This is a genomic window from Pseudomonas sp. W15Feb9B (assembly GCF_000828175.1).
Lineage (GTDB): Bacteria > Pseudomonadota > Gammaproteobacteria > Pseudomonadales > Pseudomonadaceae > Aquipseudomonas > Aquipseudomonas parakoreensis.
In genome coordinates, this window is sequence record NZ_JTKF01000049.1 from 13,801 (window position 1) to 35,209 (window position 21,409).

Sequence of the window (21,409 nt, forward strand, 5' to 3'; positions counted from 1 at the left end):
CTGATCGAGTTATCCACAATGCGCCGGCGGCGCGGGGAGAGGCGTGATGGAACGTTCACCGTGGCACGCTGGCGAGCAACAACTGCAGGCCCATGTCGGCGTTGCCGAGCGCATGGAGGCCTTTGGCCGAAAAGTGATTCGCGACTGGATGCCGGATCAACACCGCGCCTTTTATGAGCAATTGCCGTTCATGCTGTACGGCGCGGTCGATGGTGACGGGCGTCCATGGGCCAGTGTGCTCGAGGGCGCGCCAGGGTTTGCTCATTCGCCTGATCCCGGGCATCTGCATTTCGCCAGCCAACCCGCTGCTGATGATCCAGCGCAATTGCGCAATGGCGAACCGATCGGGTTGCTCGGCATTGAATTGCATACCCGCCGCCGCAATCGCCTCAACGGTCATGTCGCCAATCTCACCGAGCAGGGTTTCGAGGTGAGCGTGGATCAGGCTTTCGGCAACTGTCCGCAATACATCCAGCTACGCCAGTTCCAGCGCGTACCGCTGACCGATCCGCAGACGCGGCCAGCGCAGCACGGCGACGGTCTTGATGACGCGGCCCGGTCGATGATCGAAGGCGCCGACACCTTCTTTGTCGCCAGTTACGTCGATGCCGACGGACAACGTGCGGTGGATGTTTCCCATCGTGGCGGGCAGGCCGGGTTTGTCCGGGTTGAAGGTCATCGCCTGACCATCCCGGATTTTGCCGGCAATCTGCACTTCAACACGCTCGGTAATCTGCTGCTCAATCCCAAGGCTGGTCTGCTGTTCATCGACTTTTCCACAGGCGATGTGCTGCAACTGAGCGGGCGGACCGAAATCATCCTTGAAGGGCCGCAGATTGAAGCGTTCCAGGGCGCCGAGCGTCTGTGGACATTCGAAGTCGAGAAACTCGTGCGGCGTCCGGCGGCACTGGCCCTGCGCTGGCGCTTCGACGGTATGTCGCCCACCAGCCTGTTGACCGGCACCTGGGCCCAGGCGGACGCACGTCTGCAGGCCAAGGCTCTCGGTGACCGCTGGCGGCCGCTGCGGGTAACCCGTATCGAAAGGGAGAGCCAGCACATCCGCTCGATCTATCTGCAACCGGACGATGGCGCAGGGATGCCAGTGTTTCAGGCTGGCCAGCATCTGCCGCTGCGCTTCACTCTGAACGGGGAAACGCATATCCGCACCTACAGCCTGTCGAGTGCGCCATCGGATGATTTCCTGCGCATCAGTGTAAAACGCGAGGGCCTGGTTTCAGGCCATTTGCACCAGCAGATCCGGGTCGGCGATGTCCTCGAGGCACGGGCGCCACAGGGGCACTTCACGGTGGCGCCGCTGGAACAACGGCCGCTGGTGCTGCTGGCGGCGGGGGTTGGCATTACGCCGTTGCTGTCGATGCTGCGTGAGGTGGTGTATCAAGGCCTGCGCACCCGCAGGATCCGGCCGACGTGGTTGCTGCAGAGTTCGCGCAGCCTGGCCGATCAGCCATTTCGCCAGGAACTCGATCGCTTGCTGGACAGTGCTGGCGACGCAGTTCGGGTGATTCGCCTGCTCAGTCAGCCGGAAGCCGATGCGCACGAGGGCGAGGATTTCGACCGCCATGGGCGCATTGATGGGGCACTGTTGCGCGATCTGCTGGAGGTCGAGGATTACGACCAGATCGATTTTGCTGTCTGTGGCCCCGGCGCTTTTACCCAAAGTGTCTACGACAGTCTGCGCGAGCTGGACATTCGCGACGCGCGGATCCATGCCGAGACCTTCGGCCCGTCGACGCTCAAGCGCCAGCCGGACCCGGATGCGGCGGTCATCGAGCAACCACCGGCCGCCATCACGTCAGTGCCGGTGATGTTCGAGCGTTCTGCCAAGGAGGCGCGCTGGCAGCCGGACGGCGGCAGTCTGCTGGAGCTCGCAGAAAGCCGTGGCCTGCGCCCCGAGTTCAGTTGCCGTGGCGGTTCGTGCGGCACCTGCAAGACGCGCCTGGTCAGTGGCGCGGTGAATTATCCACAGCCCCCGGCGGACATGCCGGAAGCGGGGCAGGTGCTGATTTGCTGCGCAGTGCCGGCGCAGAGCGAGCAGTTGCTGGTGCTGGATCTGTAACGCAACTCCCCCTGTAGGAGCTGCCGCAGGCTGCGATCTTTTGATTCTGGGTTTTTACAATCAAAAGATCGCAGCCTGCGGCAGCTCCTACAGAGGATTGATGTGTTATGGCAGGTCAGGCGTAAGACAGGTCTTTCTCTTCGAGCAGCTCCTGATACAACGCGGTCCACTTGCGGCCCATCTCGTCGGCGGTGAACAACTGCCGGTAACGCGCCTCGGCCTTGATGCCCATGGCCGCCGCGCGTTCGGGGTTTTCCCAGAGGGTACGCATCGCCTCGCGAAACGCCTGTGGATGACTCGGTGGCACCACCAACCCGGTTTCGTTGTGGATATTGATGTAGCTGGTGCCGGTGCCGATCTCGCTGGAGATCATCGGCTTGCCGTACATCGCGCCTTCGAGCAGCGAAATGCCAAACGCTTCGGAGCGCAGATGCGATGGGAACACGATGGCGTAGCTCAGTTGCAGCAGGGCGACCTTGTCCTCATCGCCCAGACGCCCGAGGAAATGGATATTACGCAGGCCCAGCGCGGCGGCCTGGGCATGCAGTTCCAGTTCCAGCGGCCCGGCACCGACGATGACCACCGGATAATCCACGTCCTTCAAAGCATCGAGCAGGATGTGCAGACCCTTGTAATAACGCATGACCCCGACGAACAGGAAAAACTTGTCCCCAAGCTGTTGGCGCCAGCGATTCATGCGGTCGCTGTCGGCCTGTGGATAACCCGCCTTGTTCAAACCGTATGGAATCACCCGGGTCTTGTCCTGGAACTGCTGCAACACGTCGCTGGTGTGCAGGTAGTTCGGCGAGGCCGCGACAATCCGGTCGGCGCTGGCCAGGAAGCGGTTCATCAGCGGGCGGTAGAGTTTGAGCAGATGCTTCTGGCGAATGATGTCCGAGTGATAGGTCACCACGCTCGGTTTGTTCAGGCCGCTGGCAAAGTGCACCAGGTCCATGAACGGCCACGGAAAGTGATAGTTGACCACATCGGCTTCGGCGGCCAGCTCGCGAAACTGTTTGAACACGCTCCAGGAAAACCCGGTGGAGGCGAACTGGATGTCGAGTCTGGCGCGATGCACTTCGTGTGAGCCGAGTTGCATCACGGGAGGGGTCGGGTCGGCGCTGAGGGTCAGCACCTGACCGTCGATGCCGTGATACGCGCCACTTTCGCAGAGCTGGAAGATCACTTGTTCGATGCCGCCGACCGAATCTGGCAGGTACGTCTTGAAAAAATGAAGAACTCGCATTCAGCCTCCCATGGCCTGGCGGTAGGCACCGGCGGTGGCCTGTGCGCAACGTTCCCAGGAAAATAGCCGCGTCCGGTGCAATCCGGCTTCTCGGCAGGCCTGCCAATGCGCTTGATCGTCGATCAGGCGGATCAGCGCATCACGCAAGCCCTGTGCATCATCAGGTTCAATGTAGTTGCCCGCCGCGCCGGCGACTTCCGGCATGGCTGAAGAACGGGTGAGAATCACCGGAGTGCCACTGGCCATGGCTTCCAGCACCGGCAATCCGAAGCCTTCATACCGCGACGGAAACACCAGCGCCCGGGCGCCGGCCAGCAGTTGTGCGACCTGTTCATCCGGCAGATAGCCGAGCAGGCACACATGCCCCGACGCGAGGGCCTGACGCAGTTCATCGCTGAACTGGGCCTGTTGCCAACCGGCCATGCCGACGATCAGCAGCGGAAAACGCTGGCGCACGGCCTCCGGCAGCAGGGCATGAGCGCGCAATGCCAGGCTGAGGTTCTTGCGCGGCTCCAGAGTACCGACACACAGGAAATATTCGCGCGGGGCAACGGCATGTGCCTTGAGCACCGCTTCGATAGCGTCGGGTTGCCGTGGGTGGAAGCGCTCGGCCACACCCAGTGGCGCCACCACGAAACGCTCGGCCGGCAGACCGAACCAGGCTTGGGCCTCGTCGGCAATTGCCTGCGAGTCAGTGATGATCCGTTGCGCCTGTTGCACGCCCGCAGCGAGGCGCCGTTCGATTTCCTTGAGGCGCGCCAAGGGCTGGGTCTCAGGGAAGTGCAGATGGGTCAGGTCGTGCAGGGTGATCACGGTCGGGCCATCGAAGGCCAGCGGCCACAGGCTCGGCTCGTGATACAGGTCGATGCCTTGCGTGCGGCCCTGATCGAAACGTTTCTGCTCCAGCCAGCGCCGCGCCTGATAGGCCCCGGGGATCTGCCGCAGCAGTGGCGTCAAGCGCGAGTAGCCGGGCATGGCCGCTTCCGGCAGGGCCGAGCTCCAGCCCCAGCCATGAAACAACGCCACCTCGACTTCAGTGCTGGCGCGCAGGGCGCAGACCAGTTCGGCGACGTAATGGCCGATGCCAGTGCGTGGCGCCTGAAGAATCCGCGCGTTAAGAGCAATGCGCATGCTGGCCTTCGGATGCGGGCAGTGGATGGTTCAGGTTGCGCTCGATGCGCTGCACCAGTTGTGCGCTTGCTTCGCGCCAGCTCAGCCAGCGCCATTGGTCGAGGCTCAGAGGTGCCGGAAACTCACCCGAGCGCTCCATCCTGAGCACCAGGTCGGTAAGACTTATCGGGTTGTGCAGGTCGAAATACGCCATGTAATCGCCGCCGATTTCGCGGAACACCGGGATGTCGCTGGCCATCGCCGGCAGCCCGCGTTGCATGGCTTCCACCAGAGGCAGGCCGAACCCTTCGACATGTGACGGGAATACCAGTGCGGTGGCGTGGGAGTAGGCGTGCTCAAGGCTTTTGTCCGAGAGCGAGTTGAACATGAACAGGCGACGGTTCAGTTGTGGGTGCTGGCGGATCCGTTCGATCAGGGCTTCGCACTTCCAGCCGATTTTCCCGGCGATGCACAAGCGCGCTGTGGAGCCAGCCGCCCAGGCACGTTCGAACGCATCGAGCAGGTAGGCGTGGTTCTTGCGCGGCTCGATGGTGCTGACCATCAGGAACACCGGCTCCGGGGTCTTGAACAGGTTCAGCAGGTTGCGATCGACCTCCGCTGCGGCGTCGGTCAGATCCAGTTCGGAACCCAGGTGGAAGTAATCGAACCAGCGCTGCTGGACCTGTTGCGTGCCGATCCGGCGCAACATCTCCTGGCGCACCTGATCACGAATGGTGGTCGAGATCGCGACATAGCCATCGGCCGTGCGTGCAATCCAGTCGAACCAGTCATTGAACACCTTGACCAGACCCGCGTCGCAAAACTGCGGATGGGTCAGCGGGATCAGGTCGTAGATCACCGAAACGATACCCACGCCATCGCGTTTGAGTTGTTCGGCCAAGGGGAAAAAGTTGGCGTGCCAGGAGGAATCGAGCAACACCAGTTGATCGCCGGCCCGATGTTGCAGCGGCACGCAACGTTCCGGAATCGGTTTGCCCTTGAGCAGGCGCCCGAGTACGCGCATCGGCAGGCTGAAACAGGCAAACGCCGTGAGCCGGCAGAGCACATACAACACTCGCCGGGCGAAATGCGACTGGCTGAAAGGCCGGCGTCGTTCCAGAGCGCGATGGCGCAACCAGAAGCTGTTGGCCCACTGTTCCAGCTTCACCCGCAGGCTGGTCAGATTGATTCTCGGGGTTTTGATCGGCGCCAGGCTTTTCACCTCATACAGGGCACCGTCGAGCATCACCACCGGGATGCATTCGCGCTCGGCATTGGCTTCTGGCAACTGTTGAATAACGTTGCGCACCACGCGTTGAATGCCCGAATTGGCGGACGGGTGTTCGAAAACGTAGGTGCACTCCATCAACAGTCGTGTCATCGCGAGATCTCCCTGTCTGGCTGCGGCGTTGGGTGTTCGCTGGAGCGGCTGATCTCGGTCCGGGCTTGCAGCCATGAGCAACCGACAAAGTCTTCCTGACGGTTGTTGATGACGTGGAAGACCAGACCGTAATCGCGCCATTCGAAATTGCGATCCAGATGCGAATCCAGACGCGACAGGCTCAGCGCCACCGAATAGCTGCCCTTGCCCAGGCGCATATCGAAGGCGAAGCGGAACGTCACCTGTTCACCGGCGCTCAGGTCGCTGATCGCCTGGTCCTGGCGATGGGTATTGATGCCGTAGATCGCCTGGCCGAGGCGATCCTTGATCAGAAAGCCCAACACCAGTCGTTCGATGTCCTCGCGCACTTCGGTCTGCACTTCCAGCACCACTGGCTGGCCGACTTCCGCCACTTCCAGGCTGCGCCCTTGAGCGTCGAGCAGGCGCACGCTGACGATTCCCGCTTCACCGGTCCCGGAAATGGTCTGCACCTGGCCGTTGGCGAGCATTTCCTGGCGCACGATCTGCCCTTCGCGCTGGGCGAGCATGGCGTTGTAGTAATCCATGACCTCTTCGGGTTTGCCGCGCATGGCCAGGCGGCCGTTCTCCAGCAGGATCGCGGTGTCGCAGATCGACTGAATCGCCGAACGGTCGTGGGACACGATCAACAGCGTGGTGCCAGCCTTGCGAAAGTTGCGGATGCGCTCGAAGCTTTTGTGCTGGAAGTAGGCATCGCCCACCGACAGCGCTTCATCGACGATCAGGATGTCCGGACGGCGCGCGGTGGCGACACTGAAGGCCAGGCGCATCTGCATGCCGCTGGAATAAGTGCGCACCGGGTGATCGATGGCTTCGCCGATTTCGGCAAAGCTTTCGATCTGCGGCATCAACGCTTCGATCTCTTCGACCTGCATGCCCAGTAACTGGCCGGCCATGAACGCGTTTTGACGCCCGGTAAAATCCGGGTGGAAACCCATGCCCAGCTCCAGCAGCGCGGCGACGCGACCTTGCAGTTGAATCTGCCCGCAACTGGGTTGCGTGGTACCGGTGATCATCTTCAGCAGCGTACTTTTGCCCGCGCCATTGACCCCGACGATGCCGACGGCTTCGCCGGGCTGAATCTCGAAATCGATGTCCTGCAGGATCCAGTGCAAGTGGTGCCGCGTGCCGGAAAACGGCACCAGCCACTCGAACAACCGGCTCCAGCGATTGGGGTATTGCTTGTAGGCCTTGCCCAGGCCGCTGACGCGTATATGTCCCATCAGAGTTCATCCACCATTTCGCCGACACGTTGCCGGAACAGGCGCAGCGCCATGGCGCAGAACAGCAGGCCGAGGATCAGCAACGGCAGCAGCGATGACCAGTTTGGCCACTGGTTGTAGAGGAACACGTTCTGGTAACTGGTCATCAACGCCGTCATCGGGTTGAGGCTGATCAGGTGCTGGATGCCCGGTGGCAGGATCGATAGCGGGTAAACGATGGGGGTCAGCCAGAACCAGAATTGCAGGCAGATGCCGAACATCTGTCCGACATCGCGGAAGAATACGTTGAGGATGCCGAGGATCATCCCCAGCCCGGCGGCGAAGATCACCTGCACCAGCAACAGTGGAATCAGCGCCAGCAAGGCCATGCCGGGCAGGCGCCCGCTGATCAGCAGAAAACCGAAGAACAGCGCGAGAATGATCGCGAAGTTGATCCCGGCGTTGAGCAGCGCAATCACCGGCAGGCAGATCCGCGGGAAGCTGATTTTCTTCAGCAGGTTGGCGTTTTCCAGAAACATGCTCTGGCTGCGCGAGGTGATTTCCGCGAACAGTCCCCAGGTCAGCAGGCCCGCGCACAGGTACACACTGTAGGCCAGGCCGTCATCCACACCCGGCAGGCGCGCGCGCATGATCTGGGAAAAGATCACCGTGTACACGACGATCATCGACAACGGGTTGAGCACGGTCCACAGCGCGCCGAACAGCGAATTGCGATAACGCGCCTGAAACTCCCGCTTGACGCTGCCGAGGATGAATCCGCGATAGCTGCGCAGCGAGCGATACAGGGAAAGCAGCATCAAACCGTCCTGCCGTATTGGTCTTCGAAGCGCACGATATCGTCTTCACCCAGGTATTCGCCGCTTTGCACCTCGATGATCACCAGGTCGATCACGCCGGGGTTTTCCAGGCGATGGCGGTGCCCGGCGGCAATGAACGTTGATTCGTTCTTCGCCACCAGATGCGTGCCGCTGCCGTTGTTGGTGACCTTGGCCATGCCTTCGACCACCACCCAGTGTTCGTTGCGGTGATGGTGCATTTGCAGCGACAGCTTGCCGCCGGGCTTGACCACGATGCGCTTGATCTTGAAGCGCGGGCCTTCCTCGAGCACGGTGTAGGTGCCCCACGGACGGCTGACCGTGCGATGCAGGCGGTAGGCTTCGTGGGACTTGTCCTTGAGCTGCTTGGCGACGCGCCGCACATCCTGGGCGCGATCGGCGTGGGCCACCAGCACGGCGTCGGCGGTGTCGACGATGATCAGGTTATCCACACCCACGGCAGCCACTAGCCGGCCTTCGCTCTGCACGAAGTTGTTGTGACTGTCGATGAACACCGCTTCGCCGCTGGCGCGATTGTTGTCGGCATCGGCCGGTACCAGTGCGGCCACGGCGCCCCATGAACCAATGTCGCTCCAGTCGAAACCGGCGGGCACCACCACGACTTTGTCCGAGCGTTCCATCAACGCGTAATCGATGGAGATGTCGGTGATTTCAGCGAACAGCGCTGCTGACAGTTCCTGTTGCAGACAGCCGACGGTTTCCACCGGGGCGCTGGCCTCCATGCAGACGCGGGTCTGTTCCAGCAACTCCGGCGCGTACAATTGCAGCTCGTTGATCAGGGTCGCGGTGGTGAAGCAGAACATGCCCGAGTTCCACAGGAAGTTGCCGCTTTCCAGGTAATGCGCGGCGGTTTGCAGGTCGGGCTTTTCCACGAAACGCTGCACTTTTGCCGCGCCTTTGGCATCCAGTGGCGCGCCGGTTTCGATGTAGCCGAAGCCGGTTTCCGGGGCGGTCGGCAGCACGCCGAAGGTCACCAGATAACCGTCCTTCGCCAGGTTGACCGCGTGTTCGACGGCGCTCTTGAGGGCTTGCTGATTAACGATCAAATGGTCGGCGGGCATCACCACCATGATCGCGTCGTCACCGTGCAACGCTTGCAGTGACAAGGCCGCCGCAGCAATCGCCGGGGCGGTGTTGCGCCCGGTCGGCTCCAGCAGGAAGTGTCCGCGATGGCGCGACACGTGGGCGGCGCAATAGTGATCCTTGCTCTGGAAGTAGTATTCGCGGTTGGTCACCGTAACGATGTCGCCCCAGCCGTCCAGCAATGCGGCGGCACGCTGATAGGTCTTGCCCAGCAGCGACTGGCCGTCGGGCAGGGTCATGAACGGCTTGGGATGGCCCTCGCGGGACACCGGCCACAGACGAGTGCCGGCGCCGCCGGACAGAATCACGGGGATCAGCATGGCCTACTCCTTGGCGACGCGTTTCATGTCCGCATCCATCATCATGCGGATCAGGGTGTCGAGGTCGGTTTTCGGTTTCCAGCCCAGCACGCGCTGCGCCTTGGCCGGGTTGCCAAGCAGCACTTCGACTTCGGCGGGGCGGAAGAACGCCGGGTCGATCTTCACGTAATCGCGGTAGTTCAAACCGACGTGATCGAAAGCGATGCGGCACATCTCGCGCACGGTGGTGGTGATGCCGGTGGCGACCACGAAATCGTCAGGTTTGTCCTGCTGCAGCATCAGCCACATGGCTTCGACGTAGTCACCGGCAAAGCCCCAGTCGCGTTTGGCGTCGATGTTGCCCAGGGCCAGTTCCTGCTGCTTGCCCTGTTTGATGCGGGCAGCGGCGTCGGTCACCTTGCGGGTGACGAATTCAATGCCGCGCAGCGGCGATTCATGGTTGAACAGGATGCCGCTGCTGGCGTGCAGGTCGAAACTTTCACGGTAGTTGACGGTGATCCAGTGGCCGTAGAGTTTGGCTACACCATAGGGGCTGCGCGGGTAGAACGGCGTGTTCTCGTCCTGCTGCTCAGCCTGGATCAGACCGAACATTTCGCTGGTCGAGGCCTGATAGAAACGTGTGTGCGGGCTGAACTGGCGGATCGCCTCGAGCAGGTGGGTCACGCCCAGGCCATCGACGATGCCGGTGGTCACCGGTTGATTCCAGGACGCGGCGACAAAGCTTTGCGCGGCCAGGTTGTAGACCTCGTCCGGCGCCGACTTGATCACCGCGCGCTGCACCGAGCAGGCATCGGCCATGTCACCGTCAAGGTAGACGATGTCGCTTTCGACGCCCATCTCGCGCAGGCGCCAGCGTGAATCGCTGCTGCGCCGTGCGACCAGACCGTGAACCTTGTAGCCCTTGTCGAGCAGCAGTCTGGCCAGATAAGCGCCGTCCTGGCCGGTGATCCCTGTGATCAGTGCACTTTTCATTCTTGTCGTACTCGCTGCTCCCAGTCGGACAGGATCGCCCGCAGGGATTGTTGTGTTGTAATTTTCGGCGCCCATCCCGTGACTTGGGCAAGCCTTGCATGACTGCCGCAAACGCGACGCTGATCCGCGCGGCGCATGCGCGCCGGATCCTGGACCAGTTGCAGGTCGACCTCGGCAAGGTCGGCCATTTGCTCGATCAAACTGCGGATGCTTTGCTCGCGGCCCGAGCAGATGTTGTAGACCTGCCCCGGCGTGCCTTTTTCCAGCAAGGCGAAATACGCCGCGATCACATCGCCGACATCGAGGAAATCGCGCGTGACGTCGATGTCGCCGACCTCCAGTTGCGCGGCTTGCAGGCCTTGTTTGATGCGGTTGATCTGGCGTGCTGCACTGGCGATGACAAAGTTGTCTTTCTGCCCGCTGCCGATGTGATTGAACGGCCGCGCCACCAGCACCGGCCAGCCTTCGCTCAGGCCCCACTGCAGGCTGAGAAACTCTGCCGACAGTTTGCTCACCGCGTACGGATTGCGCGGGCAGGGCGGTTGCAGTTCGGTAATGGGCAGGGCGCTCTCGTCGACTTGTCCATAGACGTCGCCGGAACTGACATACAGGAACGTCCCGCGAAAGCCACGGGCCTTGAGGGCCTGCAACAGATTGAGGGTACCGAGCAGATTGATTTCGAGCGTTCGGCCCGGGTCACGGAAAGCTTCGGGAACGAAGGTCTGACCGGCCAGGTGAATCACTGCGTCGGGCAATTGTGGCCACAGATCGGTGAGGCTGGTCGCAGCCGTGAGATCGTAGGGCGCCGCCGCAGACAGCAGTTCCCACGTCGAGCCAGGCTGTTCCAGATGCGACTGGAGATGTTGTCCCACGAACCCACTGAGGCCCGTGATGAACAGACGTTTTTTCAAACACTGACCCCTTGGTCTTTAACATTCGCCACTTTCCCATAGGCTTTGGGGGAGGAGTCGTCAGGCCGGATAAAAAAGTCTGACGGGACAATCGGCGAAGTCATTGTTGTAGTTATTTGTTACCAATCTGTGCCAAATGCTCGGCAATTTCAACACCGCAAACCGTGACCGGTCAGTTCTCGTCAGCGTAGCCCTATTTATTCTTGTCGGGCGGTTCCCGGATTCGCAAAGGATGTGTTTAGAATGGCCCTCGTCGCCATCTCCCCGGATTCGCCGGGGATGTTGCGCAACAGGGTGAAACCAGCCACTAAAACAAGAACGAAGACGAGCTCAGGACGAAGGACGAGCAGCGGTGATCCCGACTCGATTCAGCGCCTGGCCGTCATAGCGTGAAACTGCCGGGATGGTGGTGTCACCGTGGGATGCCATGAATTTCATTCTTTACTCGGACGTCAATGACCGCTCCATCAGCCAGAGTCTGGGGCGTCCGGAATACAGCTATTACTTCGTGCTCAAGGCCTACCGTCCTGTGCTGGAAAGCCTTGGACAGGTGCACGTCGTGTCGTCGGCGGCTGAAGTCGACCCGTTGTATCGGCAGTTGCAACTGGCCGGTCAGGAATGCCTTTTTCTTTCGTTTGCGCCGCCGCATAAAACCCCGACCGATCTGCAATGCCCCGTGGTCTGCGTGATCGCGTGGGAGTACGACTCGATCCCGGATGCCCCTCGCGATGACGATACGCGGCACGACTGGAGCCGGCTGCTGGCCAGCCATGGTCGGGCGATCACACTGTCCAGTCACACCGCACAAGCCATTCGCCGGACCATGGGCGAAGATTTCCCGGTCTTGGTATTGCCGACACCTTTGTGGGAAGGCTTCGCCGGGGTGCGCCGGCAGTTCCCGCCTGCTGCGGTGAACCCGGGCGCGGTGTTGCAGATCAAGGGCTGCATCATCGACAGCCGCACGCTCGGTTTGTCCGCCGATGGGCTGATCGCACCCGCCGTCGATGTGCAGGAGCCGCAGCCCGACGCGGTGGTTACGCCCGAAGCAGCGCCATTACCGCCACTGACCTTGCGCCGACGTGCGTTCATCACCAAACACTACCTGCGCGAAAGTTATCGCGCCGCCGCGACCCCGACTGACCACGGGCCGCTGTTTTTGCTCAAGCACAATCTGTTGCTGTGGTATCGCGAAGCCGTTCGCGACTTGCTGCCGCTCGCCCTGCGCCGCCAGCTCTTCCGGTTGCGTAGCCCGGCCCCCGAGCCGTTGCCGCCGGCCGTCATCGTCGAAACACCGCCGGTGGTCGAGCATCCGCAGGCCAGCCTGCCGGACACCAGTGCCACGGTACAGACCGAGGTCAGCGGTGTGGTCTATGTGAGCGTGTTCAACCCTGAAGATGGACGCAAGAACTGGCATCACCTGATCACGGCGTTCTGCTGGGCCATGCGCGATGTCGAAGATGCCACGCTGGTGCTGAAGATGACGCAGAACGAGCTGGCGACTTACTACGTACACCTGATCACCTTGTTATCGCAGCTGTCGCCCTTCGCCTGCCGGGTGGTGGTCATGCACGGCTATCTGGAGGACGAAGAATTCGCCAGGCTCTACGGTGCTGCCAGTTTCTACGTCAACGCGTCCCGCTGCGAAGGTTTGTGCCTGCCACTGATGGAATTCATGTCCTGCGCTCGTCCGGTGATCGCGCCGGACCACACGGCAATGCACGACTACATCGACGAGCGCGTCGGCTTCATCGTCAAGTCCAGCCGTGAGCCGACGATCTGGCCGGATGACGTGCGGATCCTCTACCGCACCCTGCGCCATCGTCCGGATTGGGGCTCGTTGAAAACCGCCTACGAAAACAGTTACACCATGGCCAAAAACGATCCGGTGGCTTATCAGGCCATGGCCCTGGCGGCCAATGAGCGCATGCGCGAGTACTGCAGCTTTGCCCCGGTGCAGCAGCGTCTGGCGCAGTTTTTTCAACTGACGCCGAGTGCAAGCCCGCAGTTGATCGCCGAGGCGGGGACTGCATCATGCTGATCATCATTCATTCGGAAACCAACAAGAGCAACATCCAGCAGAACCTCGGCCGGCCCGAGTACAGCTATTACTTCGTGCTCAAGGAATTCCGCCCGGTGCTGGAACGCCTTGGGCAAGTGATTGAAGTGAGCAACCCGGACGAACTGGTTGATCGCCTGTACTTCGATTGTCTGAGCCGTGGCGAAGCGTGCGTGTTTCTGTCGTTCTCGCCGCCGCATCGCACACCGATTCATTACGCCTGCCCGACCATCCCGGTATTTGCCTGGGAATTCAGCACTATCCCCACCGAGAGCTGGCACGGCGAGCCACGTCACGACTGGCGCGTGGTATTGAACGCCTGCGGCATGGCGATTACCCATTCGAGTTTCACGGTGAACGCGGTCTGCGACGTGATGGGTGCGGACTATCCGATCTGCGCGATACCCGCGCCAGTCTGGGACCGTTTTGCCGCACGCGGTGCGCAGTTGCGCAAGCAGCCTGTGGTCGAAGCGGTGCAGTTGAAGTTGCGTGGCCTGTTGCTCGACAGCCGCACGGTGGATCTGCGCGCGTACGGTCCGCCGGGGTTGTGCGAAGGCACGCCAATATCGTTTGCCGGGCCGCCGCAGGACTGCCAGCTGCAACTGGACGGCGTGGTCTACACCTCGGTGTTCAACCCGTACGACGGGCGCAAGAACTGGCAGGACATGATCAGTGCCTTCTGCACCACGTTCCGTGACGTCGCCGATGCCACCCTGGTGCTGAAGCTCACGCACCATGACATCGCCAATGCCCTGAATGACATGCTGCATCACCTGTACAAGAACCAGTCCTACCAGTGCCGGATCGTGCTGATCCACGGTTATCTGGCGGACGCCGACTACGAAGCGCTGGTGCAGGCCACCAGCTATGTGGTCAACAGCTCCTATGGCGAAGGGCAGTGTCTGCCGCTGATGGAGTTCATGTCCTGCGGCAAACCGGCGATCGCCCCGCTGAACACGGCGATGGCCGACTACGTCGACAGCGACAACGCGTTCATCGTTGATTCCACCGACGAGCTTACGGCATGGCCCCACGACCCACGCGCGGCTTACCGTACCTTGCGCTACATGACCGATTGGGACTCGTTGTGCGCTGCGTACCGCGACAGTTATGAGGTGGCAAAAAACGACGTTGAACGCTATGCGCGAATGTCCGGGCATGCCGTTCACAACCTGCAGAAGTTCTGCAGTCAGGCGAGTGCAGAAGAACGCCTGCGGAGGTTTTTTGCGCAGCGCGCGCAGGCCCTCAAGCCGTTGTCCGTGGAAGCCTCGGGCGCATGATCCGGCGTCTGCTCGCACGCTTGCTCCCGGCTCCGTCGCCTGCTGCACCTGAGCCAAGCGCGCAGGTCTCGCCACGGGATGTGGGGTTGCATGACGCGATTCTCGACGGCTGGTTTTTGCCGGGCAGCGGCGAGTTGCTCAAGGGCTTCGCGATCACGGCTGACGACACCTTGCTCGACGTCGGTTGCGGCGAGGGCGTGGCGACGCTGTTCGCTGTGCGGCAGGGCGCCTCGGTGATCTTCACCGACAGCGAACATGACAAGGTTCGCGATCTGGCCCGGCAGGTGGAGGCGCAGAGCACAAAGCCGAATCTGGGGCTGGTCAGCAATAGCCTGCCATTGCCGCTGGCCGCCGGTTGCGCGAGCAAAGTGGTATGCATGGAAGTGCTGGAGCATATCGATCAGCCGGAACCGTTCATGGCCGAACTGGTGCGCATGGGCCGTCCCGGTGCGCAGTATCTGCTGAGTGTGCCGGCACCGGTGGGCGAGCACCTGCAACAAGGCATCGCCCCGGCCAGTTATTACCAGACGCCCAATCATGTGCAGATTTTCACCGAGCAGCGCTTTGCCGAACTGGTGGAGAACGCCGGGCTGGTGATCGAGCATCGGCAGGCCAGCGGCTTCTTCTGGGTGATGGGCATGATCTTCTTCTGGGCCAGTGAACGCGCTGCCGGCCGGGACCTCGGTGGCGCGGTACGCGACCGGATTCAGGCGCCGTATCCGCCGCTGATGGAAAGCTGGGCACGGACCTGGCAAGACCTGCTGGCGCAGCCCGACGGTTTGGCGATCAAGCAGATGCTCGACCGCTTCATGCCCAAGAGCCAGGTGATCATTGCCCGCAAACCGCTGGCTGGCGAAACCTGCACCGGGGGCCAGCCATGAGCACCAGGCGGATCATGGACATCGAGGTGCTGCGTGCGATTGCGGTGCTCGGCGTGCTGTTCCATCACTTGCAGGGCAGCCTGTTCACCGACACCGTGCCGCTGCTGGAAAAAATCCACGCCTGGGCGCAACCGTGGTGGGGCGTCGATCTGTTTTTCGCGATCTCAGGCTTCGTCATCGCGCGCAGCCTGATCCCCGCGCTGCAAGGCTGCACCACGCGTCAGGAGTGCTGGCAGCAGACGCGCAATTTCTGGCTGCGCCGGGTGTTTCGCCTGTTGCCGTCGGCCTGGTTGTGGCTGGCGCTGATCCTGCTGGCATGTGTGTTTCTCAACCGCTCCGGGGCCTTTGGCAGCTTGCACGCCAACCTGCAGGCGACGCTGGCGGGGGTGTTGCAGTACGCCAATTTCCGATTTGCCGACAGCTTTTTTCATTACGAATACGGCAGCAGTTTTGTCTACTGGAGCCTGGCGCTGGAGGAGCAGTTCTACCTGCTGTTCCCGCTGCTGATTGTGCTGTGCCGCAAGCATCTGGTCTGGGCCTTGCTGGCGCTGGTGGCGGTGCAACTGTTCACCCTGCGCACGCCGTTGCTGATGGTGGTGCGCACTGATGCCCTGGCGCTCGGCGTGCTGCTGGCGCTGTGGAGCGCGCAACCTTCCTGGCAGCGCTGGCAGCCGACGTTTCTGCGGCGGCCGTGGGTCGGGGTATCAGTGCTGATCGGCGTGGCACTGCTGATGAGTTTCATGGCCACCGACCGTTTCACCTTCGCGCCTTACCGCATCGGCTCGATTGCCGTGCTCGGCGCGCTGCTGGTGTGGATCGCTTCGTACAACCGCGATTACCTGCTGCCGGCGGGCCATTTGCAGCGGCTGATGGGGTGGATCGGCAGTCGTTCCTACGGCATTTACCTGATTCATATCCCGGCCTATCTGCTGGTGCGGGAGCTGATTTTCCGGCTGCAGGCTGCCGGTTTGCCGAGCCCGGCCGGGCACCCGATGCTGACTGTGCTGATCGCCTTAGGCCTGATCGTGCTGCTCAGCGAGCTGAACTACCGCTTCATCGAAATGCCGATGCGCAATCGCGGTGCCGCCCTGGTACGGCGCCTCGACACGTCCCGAACTGCCGTTTCAACCCCCGGAGCCACCTCATGCTGAGCCTATTGAAAAAACTCACGGCGGCGACGCCTGCACCGGTCCCCGCGCAACCTGTCGCCCCGGTGGCGGATAAGGTCGATCCGTACATGCTCGGCCTCTACGATGCCAAGCTCAGCGGCTGGTTCAACCAGGAGACCGGCGAGCTGTTCAAGGGCTTCCCGGTGACCGCCGATGACACCTTGCTCGATGTCGGCTGTGGTGACGGCGGCAACGTGCATTTTTGCGGCATGCGCGGGGCGAAGATCATCATCGCCGACATCGACGGCGCCAAGGTCGAGGCCACCCGCCAACGCCTGAGCGATACCCCGGCGCGCAGCGTCGAGTGCCACGTCACCGACTGTAATCCGTTGCCGATCGCCGACGGCACCGCTACCCGAGTGGTCTCCACCGAAGTCATCGAGCATGTCGACGACCCGGCGCAGTTTCTCGCCGAGCTGGTGCGGGTCGGCCAGTCCGGTGCGCTGTACCTGCTGAGCGTGCCGCACCCAAGCTCGGAAGATTTGCAGAAGGACATTGCGGCGCCGGAGTATTTCCAGAAGCCCAACCACATTCGCATCATCAGTGAAGATCAGTTCAAGACACTGGTCAGCGACGCCGGGCTGGAGATCATCAGCCACAGCCAGTACGGTTTTTACTGGTCGATGTGGATGCTGTTGTTCTGGGAAGCCAAGGTCGATTTCAGCAACCCTGATCACCCGTTGCTCGAGCATTGGGCCAACACCTGGCAAGCGGTGCTCGATTCGCCCCGTGGTGCGCAGATCAAGCAGGCGCTGGACGCGGTCGTGGCGAAGAGTCAGGTGATCATTGCCCGCAAGCCTTGAGTCGCTCCTCCAGGGATTTGTGTACCCTGCATTTTTGTATCGGCAGGGAATAAACATTTCATGCGGTTCGGCTTTTCGATTTTGATCGCGGCAACGCTGCTGCTCGCGGCTTGCGAGCGGCAGGATGCCCCCGCCCTCGATCAACAACTTTATATCTGGCAACGTCAATGGACGCCGGCCCATGACGCCGCCCTGCGCGAAAGCCGCGAGAGCTTCTCGACACTGCGCGTGCTGGCCTTGCAGGCATTCCCCAATGACGGCTGGCATCGGGCGCAAATCGATGCGCCGTTGCTCAAGCGCGATGGCCGACCGCTGATTGCGGTGGTTCGTCTCGACGGTCAGCTCAAGGCGCTCGATCAGCAACAGGTGAGCGCACAGATCCTTCAGATGCTGGCTGACTGGCAAGCGCAGGGCCTGACGGTAAGCGGGGTCGAGATCGATCACGACGCCGGTAATGCGCGTTTGCTGGCGTACAGCGAATTTCTCGTGCATCTGCGTGGCGCATTGCCGGCCAACTTGCCGCTGAGCATCACTGCGTTGCCGGCGTGGCTCGACAGTTCGCAACTGCCGGCACTGCTGGCCAGCGTCGACAGCAGTGTGCTGCAGGTGCACGCGGTCAGCGATCCGCGTCGTGGTCTGTTCGACCCCGAGCAGGCGCGGCGCTGGGCCAAGGCCTGGGGGCGAGTGAGCGACAAACCGTTTTATCTGGCGCTGCCGGCCTACGGCGTGGCGCTGTTGCCGGATGCCGATGGCGTTCCGGTGGTGGAAAGTGAAGTGCCACTCGAGCGCGGCGGCCAGCGGCGCGAATTGCTCGCCGATCCGCAACAACTGAGCCGACTGGCCACTGACATGCGCGAGGATCGCCCGGAACATCTGGCCGGTTTGATCTGGTTTCGTCTGCCGCTACCCAATGATCGCCGCGCCTGGAGCCTCAGTACGCTGCGCGCTGTGGCCCGTGGCGATACGTTGAGCAGCCGGCTCGGTCTGACGTTCAGCGACCACGATGGCCTGCAGGACATCGCCCTGCGCAATGTCGGTAACCTCGACAGTGCCTGGCCCACGCGCATCACCGTCAAGGCCAGCGCTTGCGAGGGCGCCGATGCGCTCGCCGGTTACGCGTTGCAACAAAGCGCGGATCTGCTTACCTTCACCCGCCTGCGCGACGGTCGTCTGCCGGCGGGCGGACAACGCGCCATCGGTTGGGCGCGCTGTGCATTTATTGATCAAGGAGGTTCGCATGTTGACCCGTAACTGGCCCCGCCATCTACTCTGCCTGAGCCTCAGCCTGCCGCTGGGTTCGGCGCTGGCCTGCGGCCCGGACTTTCCGATGCGCCTGCTCGACAATCGTGAGCAAAGCCTGGCCGAACTGCCGGAGGGCAACTTCAACTTCGAGATCAGCCGCCTCGGCAAAACCATTGCCGGGCTGAAGAACGTCACTGCCGCGACGCACAATCCCGACGACATGTACGGTGACGAAAGCGAGCCTGCGGCGCTTCGCGAAAAAGCCGAACAGGTGGGTCTGAGCGCCGAGCAACAAGCACTGGTCAAGCAACTGCGCGGCCTGACCGACGCGCGTCAGGTCGAGGCGCAGGGCGCCAGTCTGCCGGCGGAAATCCGCTTGTACGTGGCCGGCGCGGTGGCGTTTGCCACTGGCGATCATCCGCTGGCGATCGAATACTTCAACAAAGTGCTGGCGCTGCCGGCCGATCAGCGTCCGCTGCGCAGTACTTGGGCGGCTTACTCCCTGGGCCGCGCCTGGTTTGCCATGAGTGCCGAGGCGGGCGATGTCATTGAAGTGCTGGAGGACGCACGCGCAGCCTTCCGTCAGGCCCGACAATTGAGCATCGATGGCTTCAGCGATCCGCTGGAACTCGGTGTCGCCAGTCTCGGTGAGGAGGCGCGAGTGCTGCGCAACGCCGGTGACTGGAACGGCGCCATTGAACTGTATGAAGCGCAGAACCTGCACGGCTCGGCCGTGGGTTATACCTCGCTGAAACAACTGATGAATGAGCTGGCCGAACTGCCCGAGCCGCAACTGGCCAAGTTGCTGGAGCGCAAAGCCGTGCAGCAACTGGTTACCGCTTCGTTGATCAGCCGCATGGGTTGGTCATTCGACGAACAACCGCCGAACGAGAAGAAACTGATCAAGCTGCTGCAGAACAGCACCCGTGGCAGCCTGGAAAACGCCGATCGACTGGCGGCGATGAATTATCAACAGGGTGATTACGCCAGCGCCAAAGCCTTCCTTGAAAATGCCGGTGACGGCGGACTGGCGTGGTGGTTGCGGGCCAAGCTGGCGGTGCGTGACGGTGATAAAAATGCCGCGGCTGCCGCCTATGCCAAAGCTGCGCAGGCTTTCCCGCAGAGCGAGGATTGGGGCTACCGGCGCACCCCGGACTGGGACTTTGAAACCGTCCAGCCGAAATGCCGGGTCGAAGGCGAGAGCGCGATTCTCGCGCTGCAACGTGGCGAATACCTGCAAGCGTTCGTGCAGTTGTATCGCAGCAACAGCATCTACTGGTTCGACGCGGCGACGGTGGCCGAGCGCGTGCTGACGGTCGATGAGCTCAAGCGCTATGTCGATGACAACGTCCCGGCGCCGCCGGCGCTGACCCAGCAGCAGCGCGACAACTATGTGCCGCTGCCGGTCGCCGCCAGCCTGCGCAATCTGCTGGGGCGACGCTTGCTGCGTGAAGGGCATTACGAGGAAGCGGTCGGCTATTTCGACAATCCCGATCTGCAGCACAAGGCCCGTCTGTACGGCGAGCAACGGATGAAGGCTGACGCTGCGTGGTGGCCGTCCAAACGCGCCAGCGCCTTGTACAACGCGGCGTGGACCGCGCGCGAATGGGGCATGGACATTCTCGGTTACGAGATGGCGCCGGACTACGCTACGTTTGGCGGCAACTACAGCCTGGAAAACACCGAGCTGAAAGTCGGGCCGCTGGTGGCCGAGGCTGAAGTCCAGCGCCAGAAGGCCAGTGAAGCGCAGCCGGATGAGCGTTATCACTACCGTTTTGTCGCCACCGCGCTGGCCAGCCGGGCCGCCGATAATTTGCCGCACACCAGTCAGGCGTTTGCGGCGGTGTTGTGTAACGCTGCGGGTTTCAACAGCAGCCTGGAGGAGCAGAGCGCGCTGTATCGGCGTTATGTCAATGAAGGCGCGTACGTGCCGTGGGCGGTGGACTTCGGTAATCAGTGCCCCTATCCGGATTTCGAAAACGCCGACAAGCGTTACGTGACCCAGGTGACCGATGCCGCGCGCACGGTTCTGCGGCCTTACAAATGGCCGGTACAGATTGGCGCGATCGTGCTGGCGGTCGGCGTTGCATTGGCGCTGATCAGCCGGCGCCAACGCAAGACCCGCAAACCCTAAGCCTGCTGAATAAACGTCAGGCGCACGGCAAAGCCGATCAACAGGCTGCCGAACAGCCATTGCTGAACGCGTTGGGCGGTTGGACTGTGTTGCAGCCAACGGCCCAGCGCCGCGCCGGTCAGGGCATAGGCACTGTCGAACAGCAGCCCGATGCCCACCAGCAACCCGCCGAGGGTGGCAAATTGGGTCAGCACTGCTGCGCCGTCATTGACGATGAATTGTGGCAACAGCACCGAGCAGAACAGCAAGGCCTTGGGATTGAGCAGATTGGTCAGCAGGCCACGGCGAATCGCCTCGCGCCATTGTCCTTGGGTGTCAGTCACGGCAGCCGTATTCAGGTTCGGCAGCAAGCTGCTGCGCAAGCATTGAATGCCGATCCACAGCAAGTACGCCGCACCAGCCAGGCGCACCAGATCAAACGTCCATGGCGCCGCCTTGAACAGCGCGGCCAGCCCCAGCGCCGCCAATGCCACGTGACAGCCCCGGGCGATCGCCAGGCCAACGGCGGTTGCCAGCGCCGCACCGCGACCCTGGCGGGCACCGGTTTGCAGCAACAGAATCATGTCCGGGCCGGGCAACAGGAAGACCACCGCCAATGCCAGAAAAAACAGCCAGAAACTCGTCATGTCGCAGCCCTTTCGTTATC

The 21,409-nt window shown here is 62.1% G+C and carries 17 protein-coding genes; 8 read left to right on the forward strand and 9 right to left on the reverse strand.

Features of this window, described 5'->3' with window-relative positions:
* Positions 1-46: 46 nt before the first annotated feature.
* A complete protein-coding gene (locus tag OC71_RS23140; RefSeq protein ID WP_041073787.1) occupies positions 47-2,077 on the forward strand; it encodes a pyridoxamine 5'-phosphate oxidase family protein in 2,031 nt (676 codons plus the stop codon).
* Between the two features lie 115 nt (positions 2,078-2,192).
* On the opposite strand, the gene OC71_RS23145 is transcribed toward OC71_RS23140, so the two are convergent.
* The 8 genes from OC71_RS23145 to OC71_RS23180 are packed head-to-tail and all read right to left on the reverse strand — an operon-like array spanning position 2,193 to position 11,198.
* Positions 2,193-3,323: a glycosyltransferase family 4 protein gene (locus OC71_RS23145; protein ID WP_041073788.1), complete on the reverse strand. Its 1,131-nt coding sequence runs from the start codon at positions 3,321-3,323 to the stop codon at positions 2,193-2,195.
* Positions 3,324-4,454, reverse strand: coding sequence for a glycosyltransferase family 1 protein (locus OC71_RS23150; protein ID WP_041073790.1), 1,131 nt, complete (start codon positions 4,452-4,454; stop codon positions 3,324-3,326). It lies immediately after the preceding gene.
* Positions 4,438-5,814, reverse strand: coding sequence for a glycosyltransferase family 1 protein (locus tag OC71_RS23155; protein ID WP_041073792.1), 1,377 nt, complete (start codon positions 5,812-5,814; stop codon positions 4,438-4,440). Before OC71_RS23155 ends, OC71_RS23150 begins: the two co-directional genes overlap by 17 nt.
* Positions 5,811-7,076, reverse strand: coding sequence for an ABC transporter ATP-binding protein (locus OC71_RS23160; RefSeq protein WP_041073794.1), 1,266 nt, complete (start codon positions 7,074-7,076; stop codon positions 5,811-5,813). Before OC71_RS23160 ends, OC71_RS23155 begins: the two co-directional genes overlap by 4 nt.
* Complete coding sequence (locus tag OC71_RS23165) at positions 7,076-7,873, reverse strand: ABC transporter permease (RefSeq protein ID WP_041073796.1); 798 nt, start codon at positions 7,871-7,873, stop codon at positions 7,076-7,078. Before OC71_RS23165 ends, OC71_RS23160 begins: the two co-directional genes overlap by 1 nt.
* Positions 7,873-9,315, reverse strand: a complete 1,443-nt coding sequence (locus OC71_RS23170; RefSeq protein WP_041073798.1) for a mannose-1-phosphate guanylyltransferase/mannose-6-phosphate isomerase — start codon at positions 9,313-9,315, stop codon at positions 7,873-7,875. The genes OC71_RS23165 and OC71_RS23170 overlap by 1 nt, the downstream gene beginning before the upstream one ends.
* A 3-nt stretch (positions 9,316-9,318) precedes the next feature.
* Positions 9,319-10,287 carry a GDP-mannose 4,6-dehydratase gene (gene gmd / locus OC71_RS23175; RefSeq protein ID WP_041073800.1) on the reverse strand — a complete coding sequence of 323 codons (969 nt, stop codon included), beginning with the start codon at positions 10,285-10,287 and terminating at the stop codon, positions 9,319-9,321.
* A complete protein-coding gene (locus tag OC71_RS23180; protein WP_041073802.1) occupies positions 10,284-11,198 on the reverse strand; it encodes a GDP-mannose 4,6-dehydratase in 915 nt (304 codons plus the stop codon). Before OC71_RS23180 ends, gmd begins: the two co-directional genes overlap by 4 nt.
* 427 nt (positions 11,199-11,625) lie before the next feature.
* Between OC71_RS23180 and OC71_RS23185 the strand changes: the two genes are divergently transcribed.
* The 7 genes from OC71_RS23185 to OC71_RS23215 are packed head-to-tail and all read left to right on the forward strand — an operon-like array spanning position 11,626 to position 20,763.
* Positions 11,626-13,236: a glycosyltransferase gene (locus OC71_RS23185; protein WP_041073876.1), complete on the forward strand. Its 1,611-nt coding sequence runs from the start codon at positions 11,626-11,628 to the stop codon at positions 13,234-13,236.
* Entirely contained in the window at positions 13,230-14,534 is a 1,305-nt protein-coding gene (locus OC71_RS23190; protein WP_041073804.1) for a glycosyltransferase, read from the forward strand. Before OC71_RS23185 ends, OC71_RS23190 begins: the two co-directional genes overlap by 7 nt.
* Entirely contained in the window at positions 14,531-15,415 is an 885-nt protein-coding gene (locus OC71_RS23195; protein WP_041073806.1) for a bifunctional 2-polyprenyl-6-hydroxyphenol methylase/3-demethylubiquinol 3-O-methyltransferase UbiG, read from the forward strand. Before OC71_RS23190 ends, OC71_RS23195 begins: the two co-directional genes overlap by 4 nt.
* The gene (locus tag OC71_RS23200; RefSeq protein ID WP_041073808.1) at positions 15,412-16,566 is read left to right on the forward strand and encodes an acyltransferase; all 1,155 of its coding nucleotides are present in this window, start codon (positions 15,412-15,414) and stop codon (positions 16,564-16,566) included. The genes OC71_RS23195 and OC71_RS23200 overlap by 4 nt, the downstream gene beginning before the upstream one ends.
* Entirely contained in the window at positions 16,560-17,387 is an 828-nt protein-coding gene (locus OC71_RS23205; protein ID WP_041073810.1) for a class I SAM-dependent methyltransferase, read from the forward strand. The genes OC71_RS23200 and OC71_RS23205 overlap by 7 nt, the downstream gene beginning before the upstream one ends.
* Before the next feature lie 60 nt (positions 17,388-17,447).
* Positions 17,448-18,638, forward strand: a complete 1,191-nt coding sequence (locus tag OC71_RS23210; RefSeq protein ID WP_041073812.1) for a DUF3142 domain-containing protein — start codon at positions 17,448-17,450, stop codon at positions 18,636-18,638.
* Entirely contained in the window at positions 18,625-20,763 is a 2,139-nt protein-coding gene (locus tag OC71_RS23215; protein WP_041073814.1) for a hypothetical protein, read from the forward strand. Before OC71_RS23210 ends, OC71_RS23215 begins: the two co-directional genes overlap by 14 nt.
* On the opposite strand, the gene OC71_RS23220 is transcribed toward OC71_RS23215, so the two are convergent.
* Positions 20,760-21,389 carry a LysE family translocator gene (locus tag OC71_RS23220; RefSeq protein WP_041073815.1) on the reverse strand — a complete coding sequence of 210 codons (630 nt, stop codon included), beginning with the start codon at positions 21,387-21,389 and terminating at the stop codon, positions 20,760-20,762. The two genes, OC71_RS23215 and OC71_RS23220, sit on opposite strands and share 4 nt — an antisense overlap.
* Positions 21,390-21,409: the final 20 nt, after the last annotated feature.

Excerpts from the sequence above, each read along its gene's own strand:
- OC71_RS23140 (WP_041073787.1), top strand. The coding sequence starts at position 47 with ATGGAACGTTCACCGTGGCACGCTGGCGAGCAACAACTGCAGGCCCAT.
- OC71_RS23145 (WP_041073788.1), bottom strand. The coding sequence starts at position 3,323 with ATGCGAGTTCTTCATTTTTTCAAGACGTACCTGCCAGATTCGGTCGGC.
- OC71_RS23150 (WP_041073790.1), bottom strand. The coding sequence starts at position 4,454 with ATGCGCATTGCTCTTAACGCGCGGATTCTTCAGGCGCCACGCACTGGC.
- OC71_RS23155 (WP_041073792.1), bottom strand. The coding sequence starts at position 5,814 with ATGACACGACTGTTGATGGAGTGCACCTACGTTTTCGAACACCCGTCC.
- OC71_RS23160 (WP_041073794.1), bottom strand. The coding sequence starts at position 7,076 with ATGGGACATATACGCGTCAGCGGCCTGGGCAAGGCCTACAAGCAATAC.
- OC71_RS23165 (WP_041073796.1), bottom strand. The coding sequence starts at position 7,873 with ATGCTGCTTTCCCTGTATCGCTCGCTGCGCAGCTATCGCGGATTCATC.
- OC71_RS23170 (WP_041073798.1), bottom strand. The coding sequence starts at position 9,315 with ATGCTGATCCCCGTGATTCTGTCCGGCGGCGCCGGCACTCGTCTGTGG.
- gmd (WP_041073800.1), bottom strand. The coding sequence starts at position 10,287 with ATGAAAAGTGCACTGATCACAGGGATCACCGGCCAGGACGGCGCTTAT.
- OC71_RS23185 (WP_041073876.1), top strand. The coding sequence starts at position 11,626 with ATGAATTTCATTCTTTACTCGGACGTCAATGACCGCTCCATCAGCCAG.
- OC71_RS23190 (WP_041073804.1), top strand. The coding sequence starts at position 13,230 with ATGCTGATCATCATTCATTCGGAAACCAACAAGAGCAACATCCAGCAG.
- OC71_RS23195 (WP_041073806.1), top strand. The coding sequence starts at position 14,531 with ATGATCCGGCGTCTGCTCGCACGCTTGCTCCCGGCTCCGTCGCCTGCT.
- OC71_RS23200 (WP_041073808.1), top strand. The coding sequence starts at position 15,412 with ATGAGCACCAGGCGGATCATGGACATCGAGGTGCTGCGTGCGATTGCG.
- OC71_RS23205 (WP_041073810.1), top strand. The coding sequence starts at position 16,560 with ATGCTGAGCCTATTGAAAAAACTCACGGCGGCGACGCCTGCACCGGTC.
- OC71_RS23210 (WP_041073812.1), top strand. The coding sequence starts at position 17,448 with ATGCGGTTCGGCTTTTCGATTTTGATCGCGGCAACGCTGCTGCTCGCG.
- OC71_RS23215 (WP_041073814.1), top strand. The coding sequence starts at position 18,625 with ATGTTGACCCGTAACTGGCCCCGCCATCTACTCTGCCTGAGCCTCAGC.
- OC71_RS23220 (WP_041073815.1), bottom strand. The coding sequence starts at position 21,389 with ATGACGAGTTTCTGGCTGTTTTTTCTGGCATTGGCGGTGGTCTTCCTG.